General features: G+C 62.1%; 23 protein-coding genes and 1 pseudogene. 18 read left to right on the forward strand and 6 right to left on the reverse strand.

Annotated elements, in window-relative coordinates:
- The first annotated feature begins 697 nt into the window (after positions 1 to 697).
- Both visN and visR read left to right on the forward strand, forming a co-directional pair.
- Positions 698 to 1,435, forward strand: coding sequence for a transcriptional regulator VisN (gene visN / locus ACFHWW_RS25875; RefSeq protein WP_100669607.1), 738 nt, complete (start codon positions 698 to 700; stop codon positions 1,433 to 1,435).
- An 11-nt stretch (positions 1,436 to 1,446) separates the two neighbouring features.
- Positions 1,447 to 2,187 (forward strand): transcriptional regulator VisR, encoded by a 741-nt coding sequence (gene visR / locus ACFHWW_RS25880; protein ID WP_379941678.1) that lies wholly within the window; start codon positions 1,447 to 1,449, stop codon positions 2,185 to 2,187.
- A gap of 54 nt (positions 2,188 to 2,241) precedes the next feature.
- On the opposite strand, the gene ACFHWW_RS25885 is transcribed toward visR, so the two are convergent.
- The 6 genes from ACFHWW_RS25885 to motA form a co-directional block, all read right to left on the reverse strand.
- Entirely contained in the window at positions 2,242 to 2,688 is a 447-nt protein-coding gene (locus tag ACFHWW_RS25885) for a hypothetical protein (RefSeq protein ID WP_100669603.1), read from the reverse strand.
- Positions 2,685 to 3,767 (reverse strand): flagellar biosynthesis protein FlhB, encoded by a 1,083-nt coding sequence (flhB, locus tag ACFHWW_RS25890; RefSeq protein WP_100669601.1) that lies wholly within the window; start codon positions 3,765 to 3,767, stop codon positions 2,685 to 2,687. Before flhB ends, ACFHWW_RS25885 begins: the two co-directional genes overlap by 4 nt.
- Before the next feature lie 210 nt (positions 3,768 to 3,977).
- Positions 3,978 to 5,015, reverse strand: coding sequence for a flagellar motor switch protein FliG (gene fliG / locus ACFHWW_RS25895; protein WP_379941681.1), 1,038 nt, complete (start codon positions 5,013 to 5,015; stop codon positions 3,978 to 3,980).
- A gap of 87 nt (positions 5,016 to 5,102) precedes the next feature.
- On the reverse strand, positions 5,103 to 5,675 hold the full coding sequence (gene fliN / locus ACFHWW_RS25900; RefSeq protein WP_379941684.1) for a flagellar motor switch protein FliN: 573 nt from the start codon (positions 5,673 to 5,675) through the stop codon (positions 5,103 to 5,105).
- A 55-nt stretch (positions 5,676 to 5,730) separates the two neighbouring features.
- Complete coding sequence (locus ACFHWW_RS25905; RefSeq protein ID WP_379941686.1) at positions 5,731 to 6,678, reverse strand: FliM/FliN family flagellar motor switch protein; 948 nt, start codon at positions 6,676 to 6,678, stop codon at positions 5,731 to 5,733.
- Between the two features lies 1 nt (position 6,679).
- Positions 6,680 to 7,558: a flagellar motor stator protein MotA gene (gene motA, locus ACFHWW_RS25910; protein ID WP_379941688.1), complete on the reverse strand. Its 879-nt coding sequence runs from the start codon at positions 7,556 to 7,558 to the stop codon at positions 6,680 to 6,682.
- Between the two features lie 222 nt (positions 7,559 to 7,780).
- Between motA and ACFHWW_RS25915 the strand changes: the two genes are divergently transcribed.
- The 16 genes and pseudogenes from ACFHWW_RS25915 to ACFHWW_RS25990 form a co-directional block, all read left to right on the forward strand.
- A complete protein-coding gene (locus ACFHWW_RS25915; protein WP_379941691.1) occupies positions 7,781 to 8,560 on the forward strand; it encodes a DUF1217 domain-containing protein in 780 nt (259 codons plus the stop codon).
- A gap of 1 nt (position 8,561) precedes the next feature.
- Entirely contained in the window at positions 8,562 to 9,287 is a 726-nt protein-coding gene (flgF, locus tag ACFHWW_RS25920) for a flagellar basal-body rod protein FlgF (RefSeq protein ID WP_275596772.1), read from the forward strand.
- A 45-nt stretch (positions 9,288 to 9,332) separates the two neighbouring features.
- Positions 9,333 to 10,736 carry a flagellar protein export ATPase FliI gene (gene fliI, locus ACFHWW_RS25925; RefSeq protein WP_379941694.1) on the forward strand — a complete coding sequence of 468 codons (1,404 nt, stop codon included), beginning with the start codon at positions 9,333 to 9,335 and terminating at the stop codon, positions 10,734 to 10,736.
- The gene (locus tag ACFHWW_RS25930) at positions 10,733 to 11,284 is read left to right on the forward strand and encodes a flagellar protein (protein ID WP_338278163.1); all 552 of its coding nucleotides are present in this window, start codon (positions 10,733 to 10,735) and stop codon (positions 11,282 to 11,284) included. Before fliI ends, ACFHWW_RS25930 begins: the two co-directional genes overlap by 4 nt.
- 219 nt (positions 11,285 to 11,503) lie before the next feature.
- Entirely contained in the window at positions 11,504 to 11,884 is a 381-nt protein-coding gene (gene flgB / locus ACFHWW_RS25935; RefSeq protein WP_003529904.1) for a flagellar basal body rod protein FlgB, read from the forward strand.
- Positions 11,885 to 11,890: 6 nt separating this feature from the next.
- Positions 11,891 to 12,310 carry a flagellar basal body rod protein FlgC gene (gene flgC / locus ACFHWW_RS25940; protein ID WP_003529902.1) on the forward strand — a complete coding sequence of 140 codons (420 nt, stop codon included), beginning with the start codon at positions 11,891 to 11,893 and terminating at the stop codon, positions 12,308 to 12,310.
- The gene (locus ACFHWW_RS25945; RefSeq protein ID WP_018094225.1) at positions 12,310 to 12,645 is read left to right on the forward strand and encodes a flagellar hook-basal body complex protein FliE; all 336 of its coding nucleotides are present in this window, start codon (positions 12,310 to 12,312) and stop codon (positions 12,643 to 12,645) included. Before flgC ends, ACFHWW_RS25945 begins: the two co-directional genes overlap by 1 nt.
- 11 nt (positions 12,646 to 12,656) lie before the next feature.
- Positions 12,657 to 13,445: a flagellar basal-body rod protein FlgG gene (gene flgG, locus ACFHWW_RS25950; protein ID WP_018094226.1), complete on the forward strand. Its 789-nt coding sequence runs from the start codon at positions 12,657 to 12,659 to the stop codon at positions 13,443 to 13,445.
- A gap of 18 nt (positions 13,446 to 13,463) precedes the next feature.
- Positions 13,464 to 13,973 (forward strand): flagellar basal body P-ring formation chaperone FlgA, encoded by a 510-nt coding sequence (gene flgA, locus ACFHWW_RS25955; protein ID WP_379941698.1) that lies wholly within the window; start codon positions 13,464 to 13,466, stop codon positions 13,971 to 13,973.
- The gene (locus tag ACFHWW_RS25960) at positions 13,970 to 15,085 is read left to right on the forward strand and encodes a flagellar basal body P-ring protein FlgI (RefSeq protein ID WP_100669587.1); all 1,116 of its coding nucleotides are present in this window, start codon (positions 13,970 to 13,972) and stop codon (positions 15,083 to 15,085) included. Before flgA ends, ACFHWW_RS25960 begins: the two co-directional genes overlap by 4 nt.
- Positions 15,082 to 15,621 carry a MotE family protein gene (locus ACFHWW_RS25965; RefSeq protein ID WP_100669585.1) on the forward strand — a complete coding sequence of 180 codons (540 nt, stop codon included), beginning with the start codon at positions 15,082 to 15,084 and terminating at the stop codon, positions 15,619 to 15,621. The genes ACFHWW_RS25960 and ACFHWW_RS25965 overlap by 4 nt, the downstream gene beginning before the upstream one ends.
- Positions 15,618 to 16,328 (forward strand): flagellar basal body L-ring protein FlgH, encoded by a 711-nt coding sequence (gene flgH, locus ACFHWW_RS25970; protein WP_003529888.1) that lies wholly within the window; start codon positions 15,618 to 15,620, stop codon positions 16,326 to 16,328. Before ACFHWW_RS25965 ends, flgH begins: the two co-directional genes overlap by 4 nt.
- Positions 16,329 to 16,344: 16 nt before the next feature.
- On the forward strand, positions 16,345 to 16,836 hold the full coding sequence (locus tag ACFHWW_RS25975; RefSeq protein WP_379941701.1) for a flagellar basal body-associated FliL family protein: 492 nt from the start codon (positions 16,345 to 16,347) through the stop codon (positions 16,834 to 16,836).
- 7 nt (positions 16,837 to 16,843) lie between these two features.
- Positions 16,844 to 17,581: a flagellar type III secretion system pore protein FliP gene (gene fliP / locus ACFHWW_RS25980; RefSeq protein ID WP_018094231.1), complete on the forward strand. Its 738-nt coding sequence runs from the start codon at positions 16,844 to 16,846 to the stop codon at positions 17,579 to 17,581.
- 281 nt (positions 17,582 to 17,862) lie between these two features.
- A complete protein-coding gene (locus tag ACFHWW_RS25985) occupies positions 17,863 to 19,077 on the forward strand; it encodes a flagellin (protein WP_338278188.1) in 1,215 nt (404 codons plus the stop codon).
- Between the two features lie 337 nt (positions 19,078 to 19,414).
- A pseudogene (locus ACFHWW_RS25990) lies at positions 19,415 to 19,727 on the forward strand (flagellin); the annotation flags it as partial.

A 19,727-nucleotide genomic window follows, 5' to 3' on the forward strand; every position in this document is an offset into this window, starting at 1 on the left:
CGGCTGGCGACGCCACGGCGGAGTCCGGCCAAAGAATCCGCCCCGCGTCGTGGATACCGTCCGATGGCCGTCGGAAAATTTAAACCAATTTTTAATTAATTTAGATTCGCACGCCGCTCGCCGTGCTGCGGCTCGCGCAGTCAGTTACTCCGCGTTGTTTGCGGGATCCGGAGCTGTATTAAAATATATCTTCGAAAGAGCGGAATATAATTTCAAGCACAGACTTTCCGCATTCCCGGCGTTGCTGTCAATGAGCCCGCCAGGATTTGATGCATTTCGGCAACATTCCCCGGCTTAAAGTAAGTCTTGGATGAAGAGTTGAGGCGTCCTGAAAGCATCCTATCTGCAACGAAAGGGCGAACTCCCGTCCGGTGTGACGGATTTTCAACCGTGCGGCCACAAACGACGATTGCAGGATACTGTTTATTATCAACATCTTGATTAGAGAATTGGTCGGAGTGAAAGCGTGCCCGGCCGCCGACCGGCTCACGCATACGTGAATGGCTCAAGGCAAGGTTGGCAAGTAATCGCGCAACAGGACGCCCTGTCTTTTTGGGGGCGGCGATGTACAGTTTAGCAATTGATTCGCGTCCTGATACTCGCTTGGTGGCAAGAATACCGGCGAAGCCGGCTGTCGGGGACGACAGGGCAAGCGTGACATTCCAGGGCGCCGAATCCGGCACGGGGGCTGAGAGTTATGGAAATGTCGCGGTCGGACGCAGTCTGGTCTTCGGAGACCGCTGCGCCGCGGGTTTGTGGACGCAAAATATCAAGGGAGCAACTGATCCGAAGGCTTGGGGAAGTGGCCTCGGGTACGGGACTCGGCAACGGATTGGCGGCGCTGACGGAATATGTCGGCGCAACCCATTACCTTCTCGCCCGGCACGATGTTTCGCAGGACGGCGGACTGGATTTTGTCGTCTGTTCCGACTGGCCGTTCGACATCGTTCGGCGTCTTTCGGGCATCATCGCCGGGCTCCATACGAAGATCACCGAACTGGAAAAGTGCCTCGCCCAACTGCAGCCGGCCTTCCATACGCTGCCCGACGATATCGGTTTGCCGCGGGGGGTCAGCCGGAGCTATTGCGCTGTGACCTTCAGCGTAGGGCGCACGCGGTTCTCGTTGATGCTGCTCTTCCCCGAGGACGTGATCCTCTCCCAGGAGGCGCTGCGCGACATCGCGGTGCTTGCCGGCTATGTCGCCAGTCACAAGATCAAGGCCGATGTGCGCCACGACCGGGAATGCGAACTGACCGAGCGCGAGCTCGAATGTCTTTTCTGGATTGCCGAAGGCAAGACGAGCGATGAGATCGCCGTCATACTCGGGATCTCCCGCAACACGATCAACAACTACATCACCAGCGTAATGCGCAAGACGGCGACGCGAACGCGGTCGGAAGCGATCGCCCACGCGGTGCGCAACAATCTGGTTTAGGAGCGGTGACGATGCCTTATCTCGTGACGCAGGATCGCGACGACGCCGGCCGGTCGGGTCGCAACGTCCGCGCGGCGCGGGCGGCGACGCTGGTGACGCGCTTGCAGGCCATGCAACGGCAGATCAACGCCAAGAATTTCGCCGTTCTGCGAACGAATGGCAGGGGCGTCCCCGGAACGCGTAAGCTCACCTGCGTCCTCCACAACTGGGGAGCCGCTTGCGAGGAAAACGCGCGTGATCTGATCATTCTCTACGGCGACGAGTTGCTCCAGCATCTCGATCTTTCCCTGCTGCCGGTGCTCTGGAACGGTCAGGGCGAGCATCAGACCGCCGAAGCCTCGGATTTCGGCCCGTTCACGCGCCGGCTGAGAGAGCGCAAGCTTTCCTATTCGGGCATCGCCTTTCCGATAAGGCTCGGCGCGCAGGGCAACGGCTACGTGATTTTCGCCGGCAGCTACATCGATGTTTCGGGCGAACAGATCGTCGAGCTGCACGGCCGCAGCGCCCAGATCATGACAGACCTCCTGGCCGCCGACGAGAAGCGCCTGTTCAAGACCGAAGCCTTGAGCGATCGCGAGATCGCCTGCCTGCAAATGGCCGGCGATGGACATATCAGCGAGGAGATCGCCGACAAGATGGGCCTCTCGATACATACGGTGAATGCCTATCTCGGGGCCGCGACGACGAAGCTCGACTCCGTCAACCGGATTCAGGCGATAGCCAAGGCGATCCGCCTTGGCTATATCAGCTAGCATAGCTAAGGTCCGTCGAGATTCGGAATTCCCGCCGCGGCCTGTTCGATTTCCTCAACTCGCCAGCGGCAACGGATAGGTTTTGACGAACTTCGCCTCTGCCAGGCTCTTGGCGAGAAAGGCCGTGTTCTCGTCCGGATTGCCGGAGGGCTGTTGAAAGTTGATGTGGCTGATCTCGATACCGGCCGTATCGCCCGCGAGCACGAGGCGCGCATAGACAGTCACGCCGCGGGGCTTCAGTTCGAGGTCGAGGATAACCTCCGGGCGACTGTCCCAGTCGAGGTTATAGTTGCCGCCGAGGCCGAAGTTCACGGTGCCGGGCAGGAAATAGAGCTCTGCCGCCGATTCCACCAAATCGGCGATGCTCGCATAGGACTCGAAGCGCAGAAGCGCGATGAAATCCGCAGCATCGATGAGGCGCAATTCGGTCGCAACCGGACGGATCGCCTCCGCAACTATCTGTTCTCGTTCTTCGGAGAATTGGCACTTTTTCAAGATCATGTCACCCGTCTTTGTTGCGGCTGAGCTGCATAAACCCGGTGAATCAGTTCGGCGACTGCCTTGTAAAACACCGGTGGAATGACACTATCCACCGAGACTTGTGCAAACATGGAGCGTGCAAGCGGCGGATCCTCGAAGACGGGGATGCCGTTCTTCTCCGCAATTTCGCGAATCTTCAGGGCCACCAGGTCCTTTCCCATGGCCACGACGACCGGCGCGTCACTCTCCTCGCGCACATAGCGCAGTGCTACGGCATAGTGGGTCGGGTTGGCGATGATCAGGGTTGCGCGCGGAACCGAGGAGATCATCCGCTTGCGGGCGCGGTCGCGCTGCATCGATCTGAGCCGCGATTTGACGATCGGGTCGCCCTGCGATTGCTTCAGCTCGTCCTTGACCTCCTGCTTCGTCATCCTGAGCTCCGTGTACCAGTGATGGCGCGTCCAGAAGAGATCGACGATGGCGAGCGTCGCGGTGGCGAAGAGAACGACGATGATGATCTGCTTGAGGTCCGAGATCATCGTCGTGAAGATCGTCACCGGATCGGAGAACATCATGTCGAGCGTGGCGAAATAATCGTTCCAGAGCACGAGGACGACGACGATCGAAACGACGATGATCTTGAACAGCGACTTGCCGAATTCCACCAGCCCCTGAACGCCGTAGATCCGTTTGAAACCGGCCACGGGCGATACCCGGTTCCATTTCGGCTGGATGCGGTCGAGGACCGGCCGCGGCAAATTCTGGAAGATCGACGACCCGACGCCGAAGACGATAAGTAGGATGAAAACCGGCAGAACCAGCGCGGCGCATTTCAGAACGACATGCGAAATCAGGGCGACGGCGTCGGTTGCGGTGTCGAGGCGCCAGGCTTCCGGCTGCTCGAAAATGTCCTTCAGCGCCTCGGCCATGTTTGCCGCGCCGTCCGAAAGGAAAAAGACGACGAAAATGTAGATCGCCAGCGTCGAGGCGAAAGCGGTCACCTCACGCGAGAAAGGGACGTTGCCTTTCTCGGTCGCGTCGGAGATCTTCTTTTCCGACGGCGCTTCTGTTTTACTGTCCTTGTCCTGCTCTTCCGCCATGAAACAGCAAGCTCCTCAGCAGGCGACAATGTGAACGACGCTTCCGGTTACCCCTCGACCCGAATTCGCGAGGGAATCGTGGCAGCAGACGCAAGCGCTCGCTGTTGTGGTGAACCCGGACAGGCCCCTGCGCAAGTGCGGGTGTGCGGCAGCCCGCGCGGGTCAACAGAAATCGGAAACGAAACGCGATATATCGGCAGGCCGGAGGCGTCAGGCGGCCTCCGCTTCCTTTTCCTTGAGCTCGAGCTGCCCGCTTGCGGAGAGGCGAATCGCCTCCTGCGTGATCGAGCGCCTCGCGATCGCGATATCGCGGGGATTGATGCCGGCATCGCCGGCGGCGAGGTCCGATTCGATCATGCGCCGCTGGCGGGCGCCGATGGAGGCGAGAATAGACTCGCGCAACTCCGCAGCAGAACCTCTGAGCGCCATGGTGATGACGTCGGTGGAGACGTCGTTGAAGAGCTGCACGCGGCTGCGCTGCGGCATGAAAAGGATGTCGTCGAAGAGGAATATCTTCGGCCGGACCTTCTTGACCGAATCGGTGCTGATCGTTTCGAGCGAGGCGAGCAGCGTGTCCACCTGCGGCTTATCGAGCTCGTTCATCACTTCGGCGATCTTAGCCGGGCCGGGCGAGTTGCGCTCGGCCTCCATCTCTTCGATGATTTCGATCACCCGCGCCTCGATGATTGCCGCCGCCTTCGGGTTGACGTTCTTGATGTTGACGGCACGGTTGAGAATCTCGGGCCGCTGTTTGTCGGTCAGCTGCAGCAGCACCTTGGCGCCGAAGCTCGACGGCATCATCGACAGAACATAGGCGATCGTCTGCGGATGTTCCCGGGCGAGCAATTGCGCGATGATCGCAGGATCGCAATCCATCAGCCGGTCCCAGATGCTCGCCTCGTAGGATTGGAAGGTGGCGCGGCGGCCGAGGAGGCCGTCCACCTCGTCGGGCGTCAGGCCCTCTTCCAGAATGCTCTCAATGGCCTTGGCATTGTCCATGAGGCCTGCACCTTCGGTGAAGAGATCCTCGAACTCGTTGACGAGCGCTTCCAGTTCGTGCGGCGGCACGGCTCTGAGCGATTGTGCCGCGGCGATGATGGCCTGCAGCTCGCTCTGGGTGAAGAATTTCAGCAGATTCCCGGCAATCGACTTGCCCATTGCGAGCAGCACCGCCGCCGCCTTTTCCGTCTGGCTCAGCGGTTGTGCGAGCGCCTGAGCCTGTGCCTCGAAACTTCCGAAATCCGTCATGGATTCATCCCCGCCCGGTCATCGGGCTCCTAGTGAGTTGAAACGGGATGCGGGCGGAAAACCGCTTACACCTTTCCTCATCCCGCTCTATTTCCTGCTGCCTTTGATCTCCAGGAGCTTGACGCCGAAGCGGGTCACATCGCCCTCGAGAACGGTGATTTCTCCGCGGCCGATCACCCGGCCGTTGACCATGATCTCGACCGGCTCGCCGATCTTGCGGTCGAGCGCGATCGTTGCGCCCTCGGTGAGCGCCATGAGGCCGGAGACCTGCATGCGGCTTGTCCCGAGTACGATCTGAACATCGATCGGGATGTCCATGATCAGGTCCATATTGGCGGTCATTCCGCTGCCGGGCGCTGTTTCACCGGCGGCCGGTGCCGAATCGAAATCCCCGCCGGCAACCGCGGAGTCCGCGCCGAAGGCGGATTCCGCGAAGTCGGCGCCGAAATCCCCGCCGAATCCAGCGCTGTCGGCGGAACCGAAGTCGCTGCCGAAATCCACGGGCTGTTCGAGCGGCCCGGCGGCGGCGAAATCGGCGCCGAAGTCAGCCTCGCCGTCCTTCTTGAGAACGCCGCGCAGGTCGTCGATCGCCTGGTCGAGCTCGGCGTCTGCCGCGAATGCGGCCGGTTCTGCGATGGGTGCTGCTTTCTTGGGTGCCATGTGCCGAATATTCCAGTTGAAGCTTGCCTCAGGCATTCTGCCAGGCGAGGGAGGATTAACTCATGATGTGGCGAAGGATGTCCTGCTCGGAGCCGTGGGTATCCTTGACCCGGACCGTATATCGCGAACCCGAACGGCCGAACTCGCAGACATAGAGGTCGCGCCCGTTGGCGCTCACCTCCACGCGGACATCCTGCCCGTCGTGAAAAGGGATGACATCCCCGGCCTGCAGGCGGCTGAGAGTGTCGAGCGTCAGGCTTTCCAACCGGATGCGCGCCTCGAGCGCGACGGCCGATCGGCGGACCTGCTCCTCCAGCTGTTCCGTCCATTCGGTTTTCGCGTTCCGGTCCTCGCCGGCACCCTTCCGAGAGATGATGCGGGTCTTGAGGAGCGTGCTTTGCGGGACGATGACCGAGAAAGTGGAGAGCACCGGCCCGAGGCCTATGGTCATGTCGATCGAGGCTGCGAAGACGTCTTCAAGCACTGGATCGGGCTTTGCCCGTTCCGCGCTGTTGTAAGGACGGCCGACAACCGGCTCGAACCCGCCGGGCGCGTTCACTGCAGTGCGCAGGACCTCGGCGATGCCATGAAACACCGGCAAGGCGACATCGATCTCGATCTTCGACAGAGAGCGTGGGGCCGGCTCCTCGATGCTCGTCGGTTCGGCCCCGAGCAGAGCCTCGACAAGTGCGATCAGAACCGGACTGTCGCAGCCGACCTGGAAGTCCGCGCACCAGTTTCGCAGCGAGAGATCGCCGAGCAGGACTCCGTCTCCGAGAGCAGCGATGAGCTCGTTGCGGAGCCCCGTCCGGAAGCCCGCATAGGCGATCGTGACGTCGCATCCGGTCTCCGATAGCAGGACACCGGGCAGGAGTTCGTCGAAGATCTGGGCAAGCTCGAGTGCGGTTCGGCCGATGGCCTTGTCGTCGCCGAGCGCGCCGGTCATGCGCGCGATCAGCCTTCTGTCGAATGCATGGACGTTCGATGCGGTGCTCGTGCTCATGTCAGGCCGCCTTGCTTTCGCTGCCGCCGCCGGGATTCATCATTTCCTGTTCGACCGCATCGATGGACGGCCGTTCATAGGCGGAGATGGTCTTGCGGCCGTATTCGAGTGCGACCTGCGGAACCGAACCGTTCATGTAGGCAAGCAGCGTCTGCTTGACGATGACATAGAGCCGGTTCTGCTTTTCCCGTACGGCCTTGATGTTTGCGACGAGGGGACCGACGATCGAATAGGAAAGAAACACGCCGAGCAGCGTTCCGACGAGTGCGGCGGCGATCTTGGCACCCAGCACTTCCGGTGCTTCGCTGATCGCGCCCATCGCCTTGATGACGCCGAGAACCGCCGCGACGATGCCGATCGCCGGCAGCGCATCGCCCATGCTCGTCAGCGCGTGGTAGCACTTCATCTTGTCGTGGGTGATCGTCTGGATTTCCTCGTCCATCAGCGCCTCGATCTCATGCGAGCGGGCGTTGCCGATGATGATCAGCCGCACATAGTCGCAGATGAAGGCGGTCAGCTCCTTGTTCTGCAGGACGGTGGGTGCGGACTGGAAGATCGAGGATTCTTCCGGATTGTCGATGTGGCTCTCGATCTCGTTGCGCGACTTCGTTCGCAGGTCGCGCATCAGGCTGTAGAGGACGCCGAGCGTGTCGAGGTATTGACGTTCCTTCGGCACCTTGTGCCTGAAGGCCTCGCCGAGCGCCTTGCCGGTGTCTTTGACCACCTTCATCGAGTTGGCCATGATGAAGCCGCCGATGCCCGCTCCGCCGATGATCATCAGCTCGAAAGGCTGGTTGAGGACTTCCAGGTGGCCTCCCATCGCCATGTAACCGCCGAGGATACAGCCGAAAGTCACAAGAAGCCCGATGATGATGTTCATTGCCGATACCTGTCGCAATCGTGATTTTCCTCCGATGAAATAGGGTCCGATCCTTGCGTGAGGCTGGCCGCGGAGACCCGGCGTCCGGGACAGGTTCGCGCAAGCCAACGCCGTCAGGGTTGTTGGCCAGGGTAGGATCGCATCGCGTCCGAACCCCGACAGTCGGTGCGGGCTGAAGACCGCACACATTTCCTCACGCTTCATGCGACAGGCGAGCCGATCGTGACGACGACCTATACGAGCTACAGGCTGATCACTGCAGATCTGACGAAATCGCTGGAGCGCGTTTCGGCGCAGCCGGACGTCGCCCGCGAGACGGAGTACTATCTGTCGAAGATCGGCAGCATCAAAACGCTCGACGATTTCTTCGCCGACAGCCGGCTCTACAACTACGCCATGAAGGCGCACGGCCTCGAGGACATGGCCTATGCCAAGGCCTTCATGCGCAAGGTGCTCGCCGAAGGCATCGACAGTGAAGACGCCTTTGCCAACAAGCTGGCCGACGGGCGCTACAAGGCGCTGGTGGAGTCGTTGAATTTCGCCCGGCACGGCGAAGCCGCTACTGCCTTCGAGAGGGCGCAGAAGGGCGTGTCCGAAAAATACACGCGGCAGACGCTGGAGCAGAAAGCCGGCGAGGAAAACACCGGCGTGCGGCTGGCGCTCTATTTCCAGCGCATGGCGCCGACGATTGCCAATGGCTACGAAATCATCGCCGACGAGGCCCTCTCGAGTGTGGTCCGTACCGTCCTGCAGCTGCCGGCCGAATTCGCGGCCGCCGATGTGGATCGTCAGGCGGAGGCCTACGAGGCGGCGATCGATTTCAAGGATTTCCAGGACCCTCAGAAAACAGCCGAGTTCCTGGACCGTTTCACCGCCCTTTGGGAAATCGACAATCCTTCCGGCGGCTATGACCCGCTTGCGGTTTTCGGCGCGTCGAGCGGCTACGGAATTTCTCCCGACCTGCTTCTGACCATCAACAATCTCAAACTCGGGGGACGCTGATTTGCAGACCGGTCTCTATGTCGCGCTTTCGTCGCAGATGGCGCTTGAAAAGCGCCTGAATACGCTGGCCGACAATGTCGCCAACTCCAACACGGTCGGCTTCCGCGCCACGGAAGTGAAGTTCAACCAGGTGCTTGGCGACACCAGGCCGACCAAGGTTTCCTATGTGTCGGAAGGCGAGGAATTCCTGAGCAGCAAAACCGGCGCGCTCGCGCGCACCGGCTCCGCGCTCGATTTCGCCATCAAGGGCAACGCCTGGTTCTCGATCGAGACGCCCGGCGGCCCGGCGCTGACGCGCGACGGCCGGTTCACGCTGACGGAGACCGGCGAGCTCGTGACCATCAAGGGATATCCGGTGCTCGATGCCGGCGGCGCGCCGATCCAGCTGAACGGCGGTGCCGGTGAAATTACCGTCGGTGCCGATGGAGCCATTCACCAGAACGGCGTGCAGATCGCCCTGCTCGGGCTTTACGAGACGGATTTCAGCAAAGGCTTCATGCGTTACGACAACAGTTCCGTTATGCCGGCTGTCCAGCCGGAGCCGGTCGTTGATCGGTTCGATGTCGGCGTGATGCAAGGCTTCCTGGAGGAGTCGAACGTGAACGCCGTACAGGAAATGTCGCAGCTGATCATGATCACCCGCGCCTTCGACAACGTCACCGCGCTGATGCGCGACAGTGAGGGATCGCTCGACAAAGCCATCGAGACGCTCGGCGGCAGCCGTTGATGATTCTGTCGACGGAATTTAGGGCGGGACGGAACGGAAAGCCGGATGGCACGCGAAGCTGCTGAAAAAACTGCAACGTCGACGTCGCTCGCGGCGCTCGCCGGGCTGGTCGAGCGCTATGCAAATCCCGACTTTGCCATCGCACCGGGCGGCCATGTCCAGACGATTTCGCCGGGGCACTACACGGTCAGCGGCCTGTCGCGGCATGTCCGGCTCGGGGACTTCGTCGCGCACAAGAGCACGACCGGCACCCATCTCGGCGAAGTCGTCCGCGTGGAGCCCGAGCGGGTGGTCGTCTGCCCGATCGAACCGGGGGACCCGATCGGCATCCATGACGTCGTCATCCGCAAGGGCGCCTTCCGCATAGCGCCGACAGACAACTGGTGCGGTCGCACCATCAATGCGCTGGCCGAGCCGATCGACGGTCTGGGCCCGCTGCTGCAGGGCGACATCCGCCGCTCGATCGCGAACACCGCGCCGCCCTCCATGACGCGAAAGCGGGTGGAGCAGGGCTTCAGGACGGGCGTGCGGGCGATAGACATCTTCTCCCCGCTCTGCCTCGGGCAGCGCCTCGGCATCTTCGCGGGTTCCGGCGTCGGCAAATCGACGCTGCTTTCCATGCTGGCCCGCGCCGACGCCTTCGACAAGGTGGTGATCGCGCTGGTCGGCGAGCGCGGCCGCGAAGTGCGCGAGTTCATCGAGGACACGCTGGGCGACAATCTTTCGAAATCGGTCGCCGTCGTCGCCACCAGCGACGAGAGCCCGATGCTGAGAAAAATGGCTCCGCTGACCGCGGTCACGATTGCCGAACATTATCGCGACAAGGGCGACAACGTGCTGCTCATCGTCGACAGCGTCACCCGTTTCGCTCATGCGATCCGCGAGGTGGCGACGGCAGCGGGGGAGCCGCCGATCGCCCGCGGCTATCCGGCTTCGGTCTTCACCGAATTGCCGCGGCTGCTCGAGCGCGCCGGGCCCGGCGCCGAGGGTACGGGCACGATCACGGCGATCATTTCGATCCTGGTCGACGGCGACAATCACAACGACCCGGTCGCCGACTCGGCGCGCGGCATTCTCGACGGGCACATCGTCCTCGACCGAAGCCTTGCCGAAGAGGGGCGCTACCCGCCGGTCAATCCGCTCGCCTCCATCTCGCGCCTCGCCAGAAAGGCCTGGACGCCGGACCAGGAGAAGCTGGTCGCCCGGTTGAAATCCTTGATCCACCGCTTCGAGGAAACCCGGGACCTCCGGCTCATCGGCGGCTATCGGCCGGGCGGCGACGCCGATCTCGACATGGCGATCAAGCAGGTGCCGGTCATCTACGACGTACTGAAGCAGATGCCCGGCGAACGGCCCGCCTTCGACGCCTTCACGGACCTCGCCAACGCGCTGAAGGCAGCCGCGATGGGCAATCAGCCGGGCGCCGCCGGCCTGCGCGGAAGGGGATGAATTTGACGGACTTCGATGCAGACGAGATCGTGCGCCAACGCCGCCGCGAAACCGGGATGCCGCTGATCGACAGGATACTCGGTGCGATCGGCCTGGCCATGGCTGCCTGCGCGACGTTGCTGCCGTGGTACGTCTATCTGCATCCGGAGAAATTCTCGATGCCTTCGCTCTGGCAGGGAACGACGCGCGATCTGCCGGAGCGCCCGGAACGGCAGATCCTCTCGGTGTCGCCGCTGGCGATGACGGACATGGACGAGGAGACCGCCGCCGCGGTCGATCGCCTGACGACCGCGACGGTGCCGGGGCTCGACCAGGATCCCGCCGAAGGCACGGACATGGGGGCTCCCGATCAGCCGTTCCCCGCAAAAGAGAGCTTCAAACTCATGCACGTCGCCAATGGCCGCGCGCTCATCGAGGATGCCAGCGGCATGTATATCGTCCGTATCGGTTCGGTATTGCCGGACAACAGCCGGCTTGCGACCTTCGAGGAGCGCGACGGCCGCTGGGTGATGATCACGTCCAAGGGCGAGATTTTCGCGGCGAAGTAGCGCCTTTGCCGAGGCGTGGCGAAGGACGTCCAGACCCTTCCGCAACCCCTCCGGAGGGGCTTTTCGGGCGGCGAGGATGCGGCAGAAGTAGCTCCGCCCCTCGTGGGGAGGGGTTGGGGAGGGGGCTTATGAGACGCCCGAAACCGTTCCTTCCGCATCTTCGACAAGTCCCACGCAAGATTACCGGCCTAGGTTCGCCATCATCAGCAGGAGCTTTTGATGGAACCGATTCAGCTTTTCGAACTCGCGTCGCGGCAGGCCCAGTGGCTCACCGTCCGCCAGAACGTGGTGGCGGGCAACATCGCCAATGCCAATACGCCGCACTACAGGGCGAAAGACGTCCAGCCCTTCGAAAGCGTGCTCCAGAACACCGGCATCCAAATGGCCGCGACGCATCGCGCCCATTTCACCGAGAGCCCGGAAGCCGCCCATGTGACCGAAGTCAGCGCTCTCGACGATGTCGCGGTGCAGCAGTCCGGCAATACGGTCGCGCTCGAAGAGGAATTGATGAAGACCGGCGCGATCAAACGAGACTACGAGCTCAATGCCGGGCTGGTGAAATCCTTTCACCGGATGATTCTCATGACGGTACGGAAGTAAGCGACGATGGATCCATTGACCTCCGCCCTTAAGGTTTCCGCTTCCGGTCTGCAGGCGGAATCGACGCGCCTGCGCATCGTCTCGGAAAACATTGCCAATGCCCGCTCCACCGGCGACGCCCCCGGCGCCGATCCTTTCCGCCGCAAGACGATCAGCTTCGCCGCGGAGGTCGACCGGGCGAGCGGCGCGTCCCTGGTCGAGGTCGAACGCCTCGGCACGGACGATTCGGATTTCAACATCGAGTTCGACCCGGGCAATCCGGCCGCCGACGAAAAGGGCATGGTGAAATTGCCGAACGTCAACATCCTGATTGAGATGGCCGACATGCGCGAGGCCAACCGCGCTTACGAGGCCAACCTGCAGACCATCAAGCAGTCTCGCGATCTCATCTCCCAGACAATCGACCTGTTGAGGGCTTCGCAATAATGATCGACGCAATTCAGTCCTTAGGGGCGTTTTCGACCATCAGGGAGACCGAAGGCGCCGGCTCGGCCTCTTCCGCCTCGCTCGTTATGCCGGGTGCCGGCGCGGCCGCGCCTCAGGCGGGGAGCTTCGCCGAAGTCCTCGGCAACATGACCACGGACGCCATCCGTTCGATGAAGTCGGCCGAGGGGGTCTCGCTTCAGGCGATCCGCGGAGAAGCGAATACCCGCGAAGTCGTCGATGCCGTCATGAGCGCCGAGCAGTCTCTCCAGACCGCAATCGCCATCCGCGACAAGGTGGTCACCGCCTATCTCGAAATCGCGCGCATGCAGATCTGAGGAAAAGACACATGAAGGCCCTTTCCATCGCCGCCACGGGCATGAACGCCCAGCAATTGAATCTCGAAGTCATCGCCAACAACATCGCGAACATCAACACGACCGGCTACAAGCGGGCGCGCGCAGAATTTTCGGACCTGCTCTACCAGACCGAGCGGGCGCAGGGCGTCCCCAACCGCTCGAACCAGGCGATCGTGCCGGAAGGCGCGATCATCGGCCTGGGCGTCCAGACCTCCGCCGTGCGCAACCTTCATATCCAGGGCAGCCTCGTCAATACCGGCAACGACTACGACCTCGCGCTCGTCGGCCGCGGCTGGTTTCAGATCGAGACGCCGGATGGCGAGACGGTCTACACCCGTTCGGGGGCCTTCAATACCAATGCTACGGGCCAGCTCGTCACTATCGACGGCTATACCGTGGTTCCGGGCGTCACCGTGCCGCAGGACGCGACCGAGATCGTCTTCACCTCGTCGGGCCAGGTGATGGTGCGGATCGGCAACGACACGGAATTGCAGGAAGTCGGACAGCTGACGATCGCGAACTTCGTCAACGAGGCGGGCCTCGAGCCGATGGGCGAGAACCTGTTCCGGCAGACGCCGGCGTCCGGGGATCCGATCGTCGGCACGCCGGCCGATCCGGGCTTCGCGCAGATCAAGCAGAACTACCTGGAATCTTCGAACGTCGACCCGGTCAAGGAAATTACCGACCTCATCTCGGCCCAGCGTGCCTATGAGATGAATTCGAAGATCATCCAGGCCGCGGACGAAATGGCCGCCACGGTGAGCAAGAACCTGAGGTAACAGGAAGAGGAGGCAAACATGATGTTTCGCCGATCCCCCGGAGGAAAAGGAATTGCTGGCGGCCTCGCGCAGCCAGCGCGCGCCGTTCTGTTTGCCGCAATGGCGGGTTGCCTGCTTTCGCCGGCCGCAGCTCTTGCCGAGCCGCCGACGGCCGTCATTCCGAAGCAGACGATCTATCCCGGCGAAAAGCTCGATGCGAGCATGCTGGAGGTGGTCGACGTGACCAACCCGGATCTGCGCGACGGCTATGTGCGCTCGATCGACGAGGTCGACGGCATGGTGACCAAGCGGACCCTTCTTCCCGGGCGGGTCATCCTGGCCTCGGCGCTGCGCGAGCAATATGCGGTCGAGCGCGGCTCCACCGTTCGTCTCGTCTTCAACAATGGCGGTCTGACGATAACGGCCGCCGGCTCGCCGCTGCAGGATGCCGCGGTCGGGGATCTGATCCGCGTGCGCAACGTCGATACGGGCGTGATCGTCTCCGGGACGGTGATGGCGGACAGCACGATCCATGTGGTGGCGAAATGAACATCAATGCATGCAAGTGGCTGCTGACGCTCGCGGTGGTCTTCGCCACGAGCTTGACTTCTGCCTATGCGGCCTCGCGGATCAAGGACGTCGCGTCCCTGCAGTCGGGCAGGGACAACCAGCTCATCGGTTACGGCCTGGTGGTGGGCCTGCAGGGCACCGGTGACAGCCTGCGCTCGTCTCCGTTCACGGATCAGTCGATCCGCGCCATGCTGCAGAACCTCGGCATTTCCACGCAGGGCGGGGACTCGCGCACGCGCAACGTCGCCGCGGTGCTCGTCACCGCCACGCTCCCGCCCTTCGCGAGCCCCGGCAGCCGGCTCGACGTGACCGTCGGTTCGCTGGGCGATGCGACGTCGCTGCGCGGCGGGACGCTGGTCATGACCTCGCTTTCGGGCGCCGACGGCCAGATCTACGCCGTGGCGCAGGGCTCGGTGGTCGTCAGCGGTTTCAACGCGCAAGGTGAAGCCGCGCAATTGAGCCAGGGCGTGACCACGGCGGGACGTGTCCCGAACGGCGCCATCATCGAGCGGGAACTGCCGTCTAAATTCAAGGACGGCTTCAACCTGGTGCTGCAGCTGCGCAACCCGGACTTTTCCACCGCCGTCGGCATGGCCGCGGCGATCAACAAATATGCCGCGGCCCAATTTGGCGGCCGCATCGCCGAAGCCTTGGACTCGCAGTCCGTCCTGGTCCAGAAGCCGAAGATGGCGGATCTCGCGCGCCTGATGGCCGACGTGGAGAACCTGGTGATCGAGACCGACGCGCCGGCCCGGGTGGTCATCAACGAGCGCACCGGCACGATCGTCATCGGCCAGGACGTCCGCGTCGCCGAAGTGGCCGTCAGCTACGGTACGCTGACGGTGCAGGTCAGCGAGACGCCGACGATCGTCCAGCCGGAGCCGTTCTCGCGCGGTCAGACGGCCTACGAGCCCAACACCACGATCGAAGCGCAGGCCGACGGCGGCACGGTCGCCATCCTCAACGGCTCCAGCCTGCGTTCGCTCGTCGCGGGCCTGAACAGCATCGGCGTCAAGCCGGACGGGATCATCGCGATCCTCCAGAGCATCAAATCGGCGGGAGCCCTACAGGCGGAGCTTGTTCTGCAATGACCGGAAACTTCGATCGTCTTTTCGGCCAGGCACGCCGCGTTCTCCTGGGCTCGGTCGCCGCCGCGCTCATGCTTTCGATGCCCGGTGCTTTCGCGCAGGACGTCACGTCGCCGCCGGCCGACAGCGCGACCGCGAGCGAAATCGAAAAGTTCTGCACCAATATCGCCGACGCCGCGCGCGATCAGCGCTACGTTTTGCAGCGCCAGGACCTGGAGAAGCTGAAAGCGAATGTCGACGAACGGATTGCGACGCTGGAAGCGCGCCGCGCGGAATACGAGGACTGGCTTAAGCGCCGCAACGATTTCCTCAAACAGGCGGAGCTCGGCCTCGTCGACATCTACAAGACGATGAAGCCGGATGCGGCCGCCGGCAAGCTCGAAATGGTGCGTCCCGAGATCGCGGCGGCGATCGTCATGCGGCTGCCGCCACGCCAGTCGTCGCTGATCCTGAGCGAGATGAGCGACGAAAGGGCAGCGGTGCTGACCAACATCATTTCGAGCGCGAGCGACCCCAATACCTCCAAGGAGCCATCATGAGAACGCGCATCACGGCCGTACTGGCCGCAGGGCTCCTGGCGGGTTGCCAGAATCAGGCCTTCAACGAGATCGGGCGGGCGCCGGCCATGAGCCCGATCGGCAGCGGCCTGCAATATACGCAGACGCCGCAGCTTGCCATGTATCCGAAGCAGCCGCGCCACGTCACCAACGGCTACTCCCTGTGGAACGACCAGCAGGCGGCCCTCTTCAAGGATGCGCGCGCGATCAATATCGGCGACATTCTGACGGTCGACATCCGTATCGACGACAAGGCCTCCTTCGAAAACGAGACGGACCGCAGCCGCAAGAATTCGAGCGGCTTCAATCTCGGCGCCAGCGGGCAGTCCCAGACAAGCGACTTCGCCTGGTCGGGCGATCTCGAATACGGCTCCAACACCAAGACCGAAGGCGACGGCAAGACCGAGCGTTCGGAGAAGCTCAGGTTGCTGGTCGCCGCGGTCGTGACCGGCGTCCTCGAAAACGGCAACCTGCTGATCAGCGGCTCCCAGGAAGTGCGCGTCAACCACGAGCTGCGCATCCTCAATGTCGCAGGCATCGTCCGACCGCGCGACGTGGACGCCGACAACGTCATTTCCTACGACCGCATCGCCGAGGCCCGCATCTCCTATGGCGGCCGCGGCCGCCTGACGGAGGTCCAGCAGCCGCCGTGGGGTCAGCAGCTCGTCGATCTCGTCTCGCCCCTCTGATCGGCCGGAACGCACAATGGAAGAAATCGAGAGCAAAGAAACGAAGGCCCCCTCGCGGCTTACGACCATCGCGGCTGTAGCGGTGCTGACGCTCCTCGCCGGCGGCGGCGGCTGGCTTGCAGGCATGCTCCTCGCGCCGCCGCCGTCTGAGAAAACGGAAGCCGCGGCCGAGCTTCCCGCCAACGCGACCGGCGAGGAGGACATACCGAAAATCACCGCGGCGGCACACGGCATCGTGCAGCTCGATCCCATTACGACGAACCTTGCCTATCCGGCAGAAAACTGGGTTCGCCTGGAGGTCGCGCTCCAGTTCGATGGCGCTCCCGACGTTGCGCTGGCGGAGACGATACACCAGGACATTGCAGCCTATCTGAAGACCGTGTCGCTGCAGCAGATCCAGGGGCCGCGCGGCTTTCAATATCTCCGGGATGACATCCAGGAGCGGGTTGACCTGCGCTCCGAGGGCCGCGTAACGAATGTGATGTTCCGCACCTTCGTCATCCAATGATTCGCTGATGCTCCGGTTTGCCACCTTCATAATCGCCATGATGGCGATGTCGGGAATTGCCGGGGCTCAGAGCTTCCCCGCCGATATCCTGAACACGCCGGTCGACGGCTCCGTCGCCTCGTGGATCATCCGCACCTTCGGCCTCCTGACCGTCCTTTCGGTGGCCCCGGGTATCCTGATCATGGTGACGAGCTTCCCGCGCTTCGTCATCGCCTTCGCGATCCTGCGCTCGGGGATGGGGCTCGCCACGACGCCCTCCAACATGATCATGGTGTCGCTCGCGCTGTTCATGACCTTCTATGTCATGGCGCCCACCTTCGACCGCGCCTGGAGCGACGGCATCGATCCGCTCCTGAAGAACGAGATCTCCGAGACGGAAGCGATGCAGCGGATGTCCGAGCCCTTCCGCGAATTCATGCTGGCCAACACCCGCGACAAGGACCTGCAGCTCTTCATCGACATCGCCCGGGAAAAGGGCCAGACCGTCGTCGTCGACGAGAAGGTGGACCTGCGCGCGGTCGTGCCGGCCTTCATGATCTCGGAGATCCGCCGCGGTTTCGAGATCGGCTTCCTGATCATGCTGCCCTTCCTCGTGATCGACCTGATCGTCGCGACCATCACCATGGCGATGGGCATGATGATGCTTCCCCCGACGGCGATTTCGCTGCCCTTCAAGATTCTGTTCTTCGTGCTGATCGACGGCTGGAACCTGCTCGTCGGCAGCCTGGTGCGCTCGTTTATCTGATGTGGCGCAGACGGCGCGCGCCCTCGGGTAGCTTGCCTCTACAAGACTCCGTTAAGCATAGGATTTTACAGGCGATTAACCACGCTTTCGCCGAGGCCGGATGAGTCTTCTCCGGTTAAACAGTTGGCAATGAATGGCTGCGAATTTCGTCCTCACACGACGGGTTTGGTATCCATCACGAGTTGAGCGGAGCCGAGTGGCATGATGCCGGACCGTCGGGACCGGTAGCGTTTTTAAGTCCGGTATGTCCCCCCAATCAGTATTTCGTAGGGACAACGAATATGACCAGCATTCTCACCAACAACTCCGCAATGGCCGCGCTTTCGACGCTGCGCTCGATCTCCTCCAGCATGGAAGACACGCAGAGCCGCATCTCCTCCGGCCTCCGCGTCGGCTCGGCCTCCGACAACGCCGCCTACTGGTCGATCGCGACCACCATGCGCTCCGACAACCAGGCTCTCTCCGCAGTTCAGGACGCGCTCGGCCTCGGTGCTGCCAAGGTCGATACCGCTTACTCCGGTATGGAATCGGCCATCGAAGTCGTCAAGGAAATCAAGGCGAAGCTCGTAGCCGCCACCGAAGAGGGCGTCGACAAGGCCAAGATCCAGGAAGAACTCGATCAGCTCAAGGATCAGCTGACGAGCATCGCCGACGCAGCGTCCTTCTCGGGCGAAAACTGGTTGAAGGCTGAAGTTGGTACGACCGTGAACGTGGTCGCTTCGTTCGTCCGCGACGATACCGGCGCCGTCTCGGTCAAAAAGGTTGGCTACAACCTTGACACCAACTCCGTTCTGTTCGATGCGGCCGGCAACAACACCGGCATTCTCGACAAGGTCTATGACGTTTCGCAGAAGAGCGTGACTGTCACCGTCAACACCGACGGCGTGAAGGAAGAAGTTACTGTTGCAGCTTACACGATCGACGAGCTGATCGCCGCCGGGGCAACGTTCACGACCAACACTACCGCCAGCGGTGAAACGACACAGCTTGCAGAAGCAACCGCTACGGCTGGTCAGGTTAACACGGGCGAGTTTTTCGTCCAGGTCAATGATGATACCTGGGTTCTCGCAGCGGATGTCACCGGCACCGGCCAGGAAGCCTTGCATTACGATGGTACCGCAGTCTACTACGGTGTCGATACGACCAATGACCCGGCTACCGATGTCGATGCGCCGCAGTCTATCAAGGATCTTGATATCACAGGTCTGGACGCCACTCAGCTTGACAACATGATCTCCGCCGTCGATGAGGCGCTGTCGGATATGACCAGCGCGGCCGCCTCGCTTGGTTCGATCTCCTCGCGTATCGACATGCAGAGCGATTTCGTCAACAAGCTCTCGGACTCGATCGACTCGGGCGTCGGCCGTCTCGTCGACGCGGACATGAACGAAGAATCGACCCGCCTGAAGGCTCTGCAGACTCAGCAGCAACTCGCCATCCAGGCCCTGTCGATCGCCAACTCGGACTCGCAGAACGTCCTGTCGCTCTTCCGCTAAGGGACATCAATAGCTGGATGCAGGCTACTTGTGCCTGCGTCCGGCTCATTCGAACCGCGCCACGGAAACCGGGCGCGGTTTTTTGCTTTCTTCCATGGCCATCGGCATTTCACTTTTTCTTAAACATCCTATGGCACGCGCGTGCGCGCACAGGTTGAAAAAATTTTTGGAATTGTTGCTCCTTAGTGCTTCATTAACCAAGCCGGTATTATCTAACCTCATCGAAAGGACGGGCTAACCCCAGCGATAACAGCTGGTTAGCAAGCATGACGTTGACCGTCTTTCGCCGGTGGAACCGGAATGTCCCTTCTCATCAGCCATCAAGGGGCACTAAACCATGACGAGTATTCTCACCAACATTGCGGCCATGGCCGCTCTCCAGACCCTGCGTACCATCGGCTCCAACATGGAAGAGACGCAGGCGCATGTCTCCTCCGGCCTTCGCGTCGGTCAGGCCGCCGACAACGCCGCGTACTGGTCGATCGCGACCACCATGCGCTCCGACAACATGGCCCTTTCGGCCGTTCAGGACGCGCTCGGCCTCGGTGCTGCCAAGGTCGATACCGCTTACTCCGGTATGGAATCGGCCATCGAAGTCGTCAAGGAAATCAAGGCGAAGCTCGTAGCCGCCACCGAAGAGGGCGTCGACA

Source organism: Sinorhizobium sp. P24N7 (assembly GCF_042436655.1).
Taxonomy (GTDB): domain Bacteria; phylum Pseudomonadota; class Alphaproteobacteria; order Rhizobiales; family Rhizobiaceae; genus Sinorhizobium; species Sinorhizobium meliloti_A.

What these genes read in the sequence shown, in the direction of transcription:
- visN (WP_100669607.1), top strand. Translation starts at nt 698, where the DNA reads ATGGAAATGTCGCGGTCGGACGCAGTCTGGTCTTCGGAGACCGCTGCG.
- visR (WP_379941678.1), top strand. Translation starts at nt 1,447, where the DNA reads ATGCCTTATCTCGTGACGCAGGATCGCGACGACGCCGGCCGGTCGGGT.
- ACFHWW_RS25885 (WP_100669603.1), bottom strand. Translation starts at nt 2,688, where the DNA reads ATGATCTTGAAAAAGTGCCAATTCTCCGAAGAACGAGAACAGATAGTT.
- flhB (WP_100669601.1), bottom strand. Translation starts at nt 3,767, where the DNA reads ATGGCGGAAGAGCAGGACAAGGACAGTAAAACAGAAGCGCCGTCGGAA.
- fliG (WP_379941681.1), bottom strand. Translation starts at nt 5,015, where the DNA reads ATGACGGATTTCGGAAGTTTCGAGGCACAGGCTCAGGCGCTCGCACAA.
- fliN (WP_379941684.1), bottom strand. Translation starts at nt 5,675, where the DNA reads ATGGCACCCAAGAAAGCAGCACCCATCGCAGAACCGGCCGCATTCGCG.
- ACFHWW_RS25905 (WP_379941686.1), bottom strand. Translation starts at nt 6,678, where the DNA reads ATGAGCACGAGCACCGCATCGAACGTCCATGCATTCGACAGAAGGCTG.
- motA (WP_379941688.1), bottom strand. Translation starts at nt 7,558, where the DNA reads ATGAACATCATCATCGGGCTTCTTGTGACTTTCGGCTGTATCCTCGGC.
- fliI (WP_379941694.1), top strand. Translation starts at nt 9,333, where the DNA reads ATGGCACGCGAAGCTGCTGAAAAAACTGCAACGTCGACGTCGCTCGCG.
- ACFHWW_RS25930 (WP_338278163.1), top strand. Translation starts at nt 10,733, where the DNA reads ATGAATTTGACGGACTTCGATGCAGACGAGATCGTGCGCCAACGCCGC.
- flgB (WP_003529904.1), top strand. Translation starts at nt 11,504, where the DNA reads ATGGAACCGATTCAGCTTTTCGAACTCGCGTCGCGGCAGGCCCAGTGG.
- flgC (WP_003529902.1), top strand. Translation starts at nt 11,891, where the DNA reads ATGGATCCATTGACCTCCGCCCTTAAGGTTTCCGCTTCCGGTCTGCAG.
- ACFHWW_RS25945 (WP_018094225.1), top strand. Translation starts at nt 12,310, where the DNA reads ATGATCGACGCAATTCAGTCCTTAGGGGCGTTTTCGACCATCAGGGAG.
- flgG (WP_018094226.1), top strand. Translation starts at nt 12,657, where the DNA reads ATGAAGGCCCTTTCCATCGCCGCCACGGGCATGAACGCCCAGCAATTG.
- flgA (WP_379941698.1), top strand. Translation starts at nt 13,464, where the DNA reads ATGATGTTTCGCCGATCCCCCGGAGGAAAAGGAATTGCTGGCGGCCTC.
- ACFHWW_RS25960 (WP_100669587.1), top strand. Translation starts at nt 13,970, where the DNA reads ATGAACATCAATGCATGCAAGTGGCTGCTGACGCTCGCGGTGGTCTTC.
- ACFHWW_RS25965 (WP_100669585.1), top strand. Translation starts at nt 15,082, where the DNA reads ATGACCGGAAACTTCGATCGTCTTTTCGGCCAGGCACGCCGCGTTCTC.
- flgH (WP_003529888.1), top strand. Translation starts at nt 15,618, where the DNA reads ATGAGAACGCGCATCACGGCCGTACTGGCCGCAGGGCTCCTGGCGGGT.
- ACFHWW_RS25975 (WP_379941701.1), top strand. Translation starts at nt 16,345, where the DNA reads ATGGAAGAAATCGAGAGCAAAGAAACGAAGGCCCCCTCGCGGCTTACG.
- fliP (WP_018094231.1), top strand. Translation starts at nt 16,844, where the DNA reads ATGCTCCGGTTTGCCACCTTCATAATCGCCATGATGGCGATGTCGGGA.
- ACFHWW_RS25985 (WP_338278188.1), top strand. Translation starts at nt 17,863, where the DNA reads ATGACCAGCATTCTCACCAACAACTCCGCAATGGCCGCGCTTTCGACG.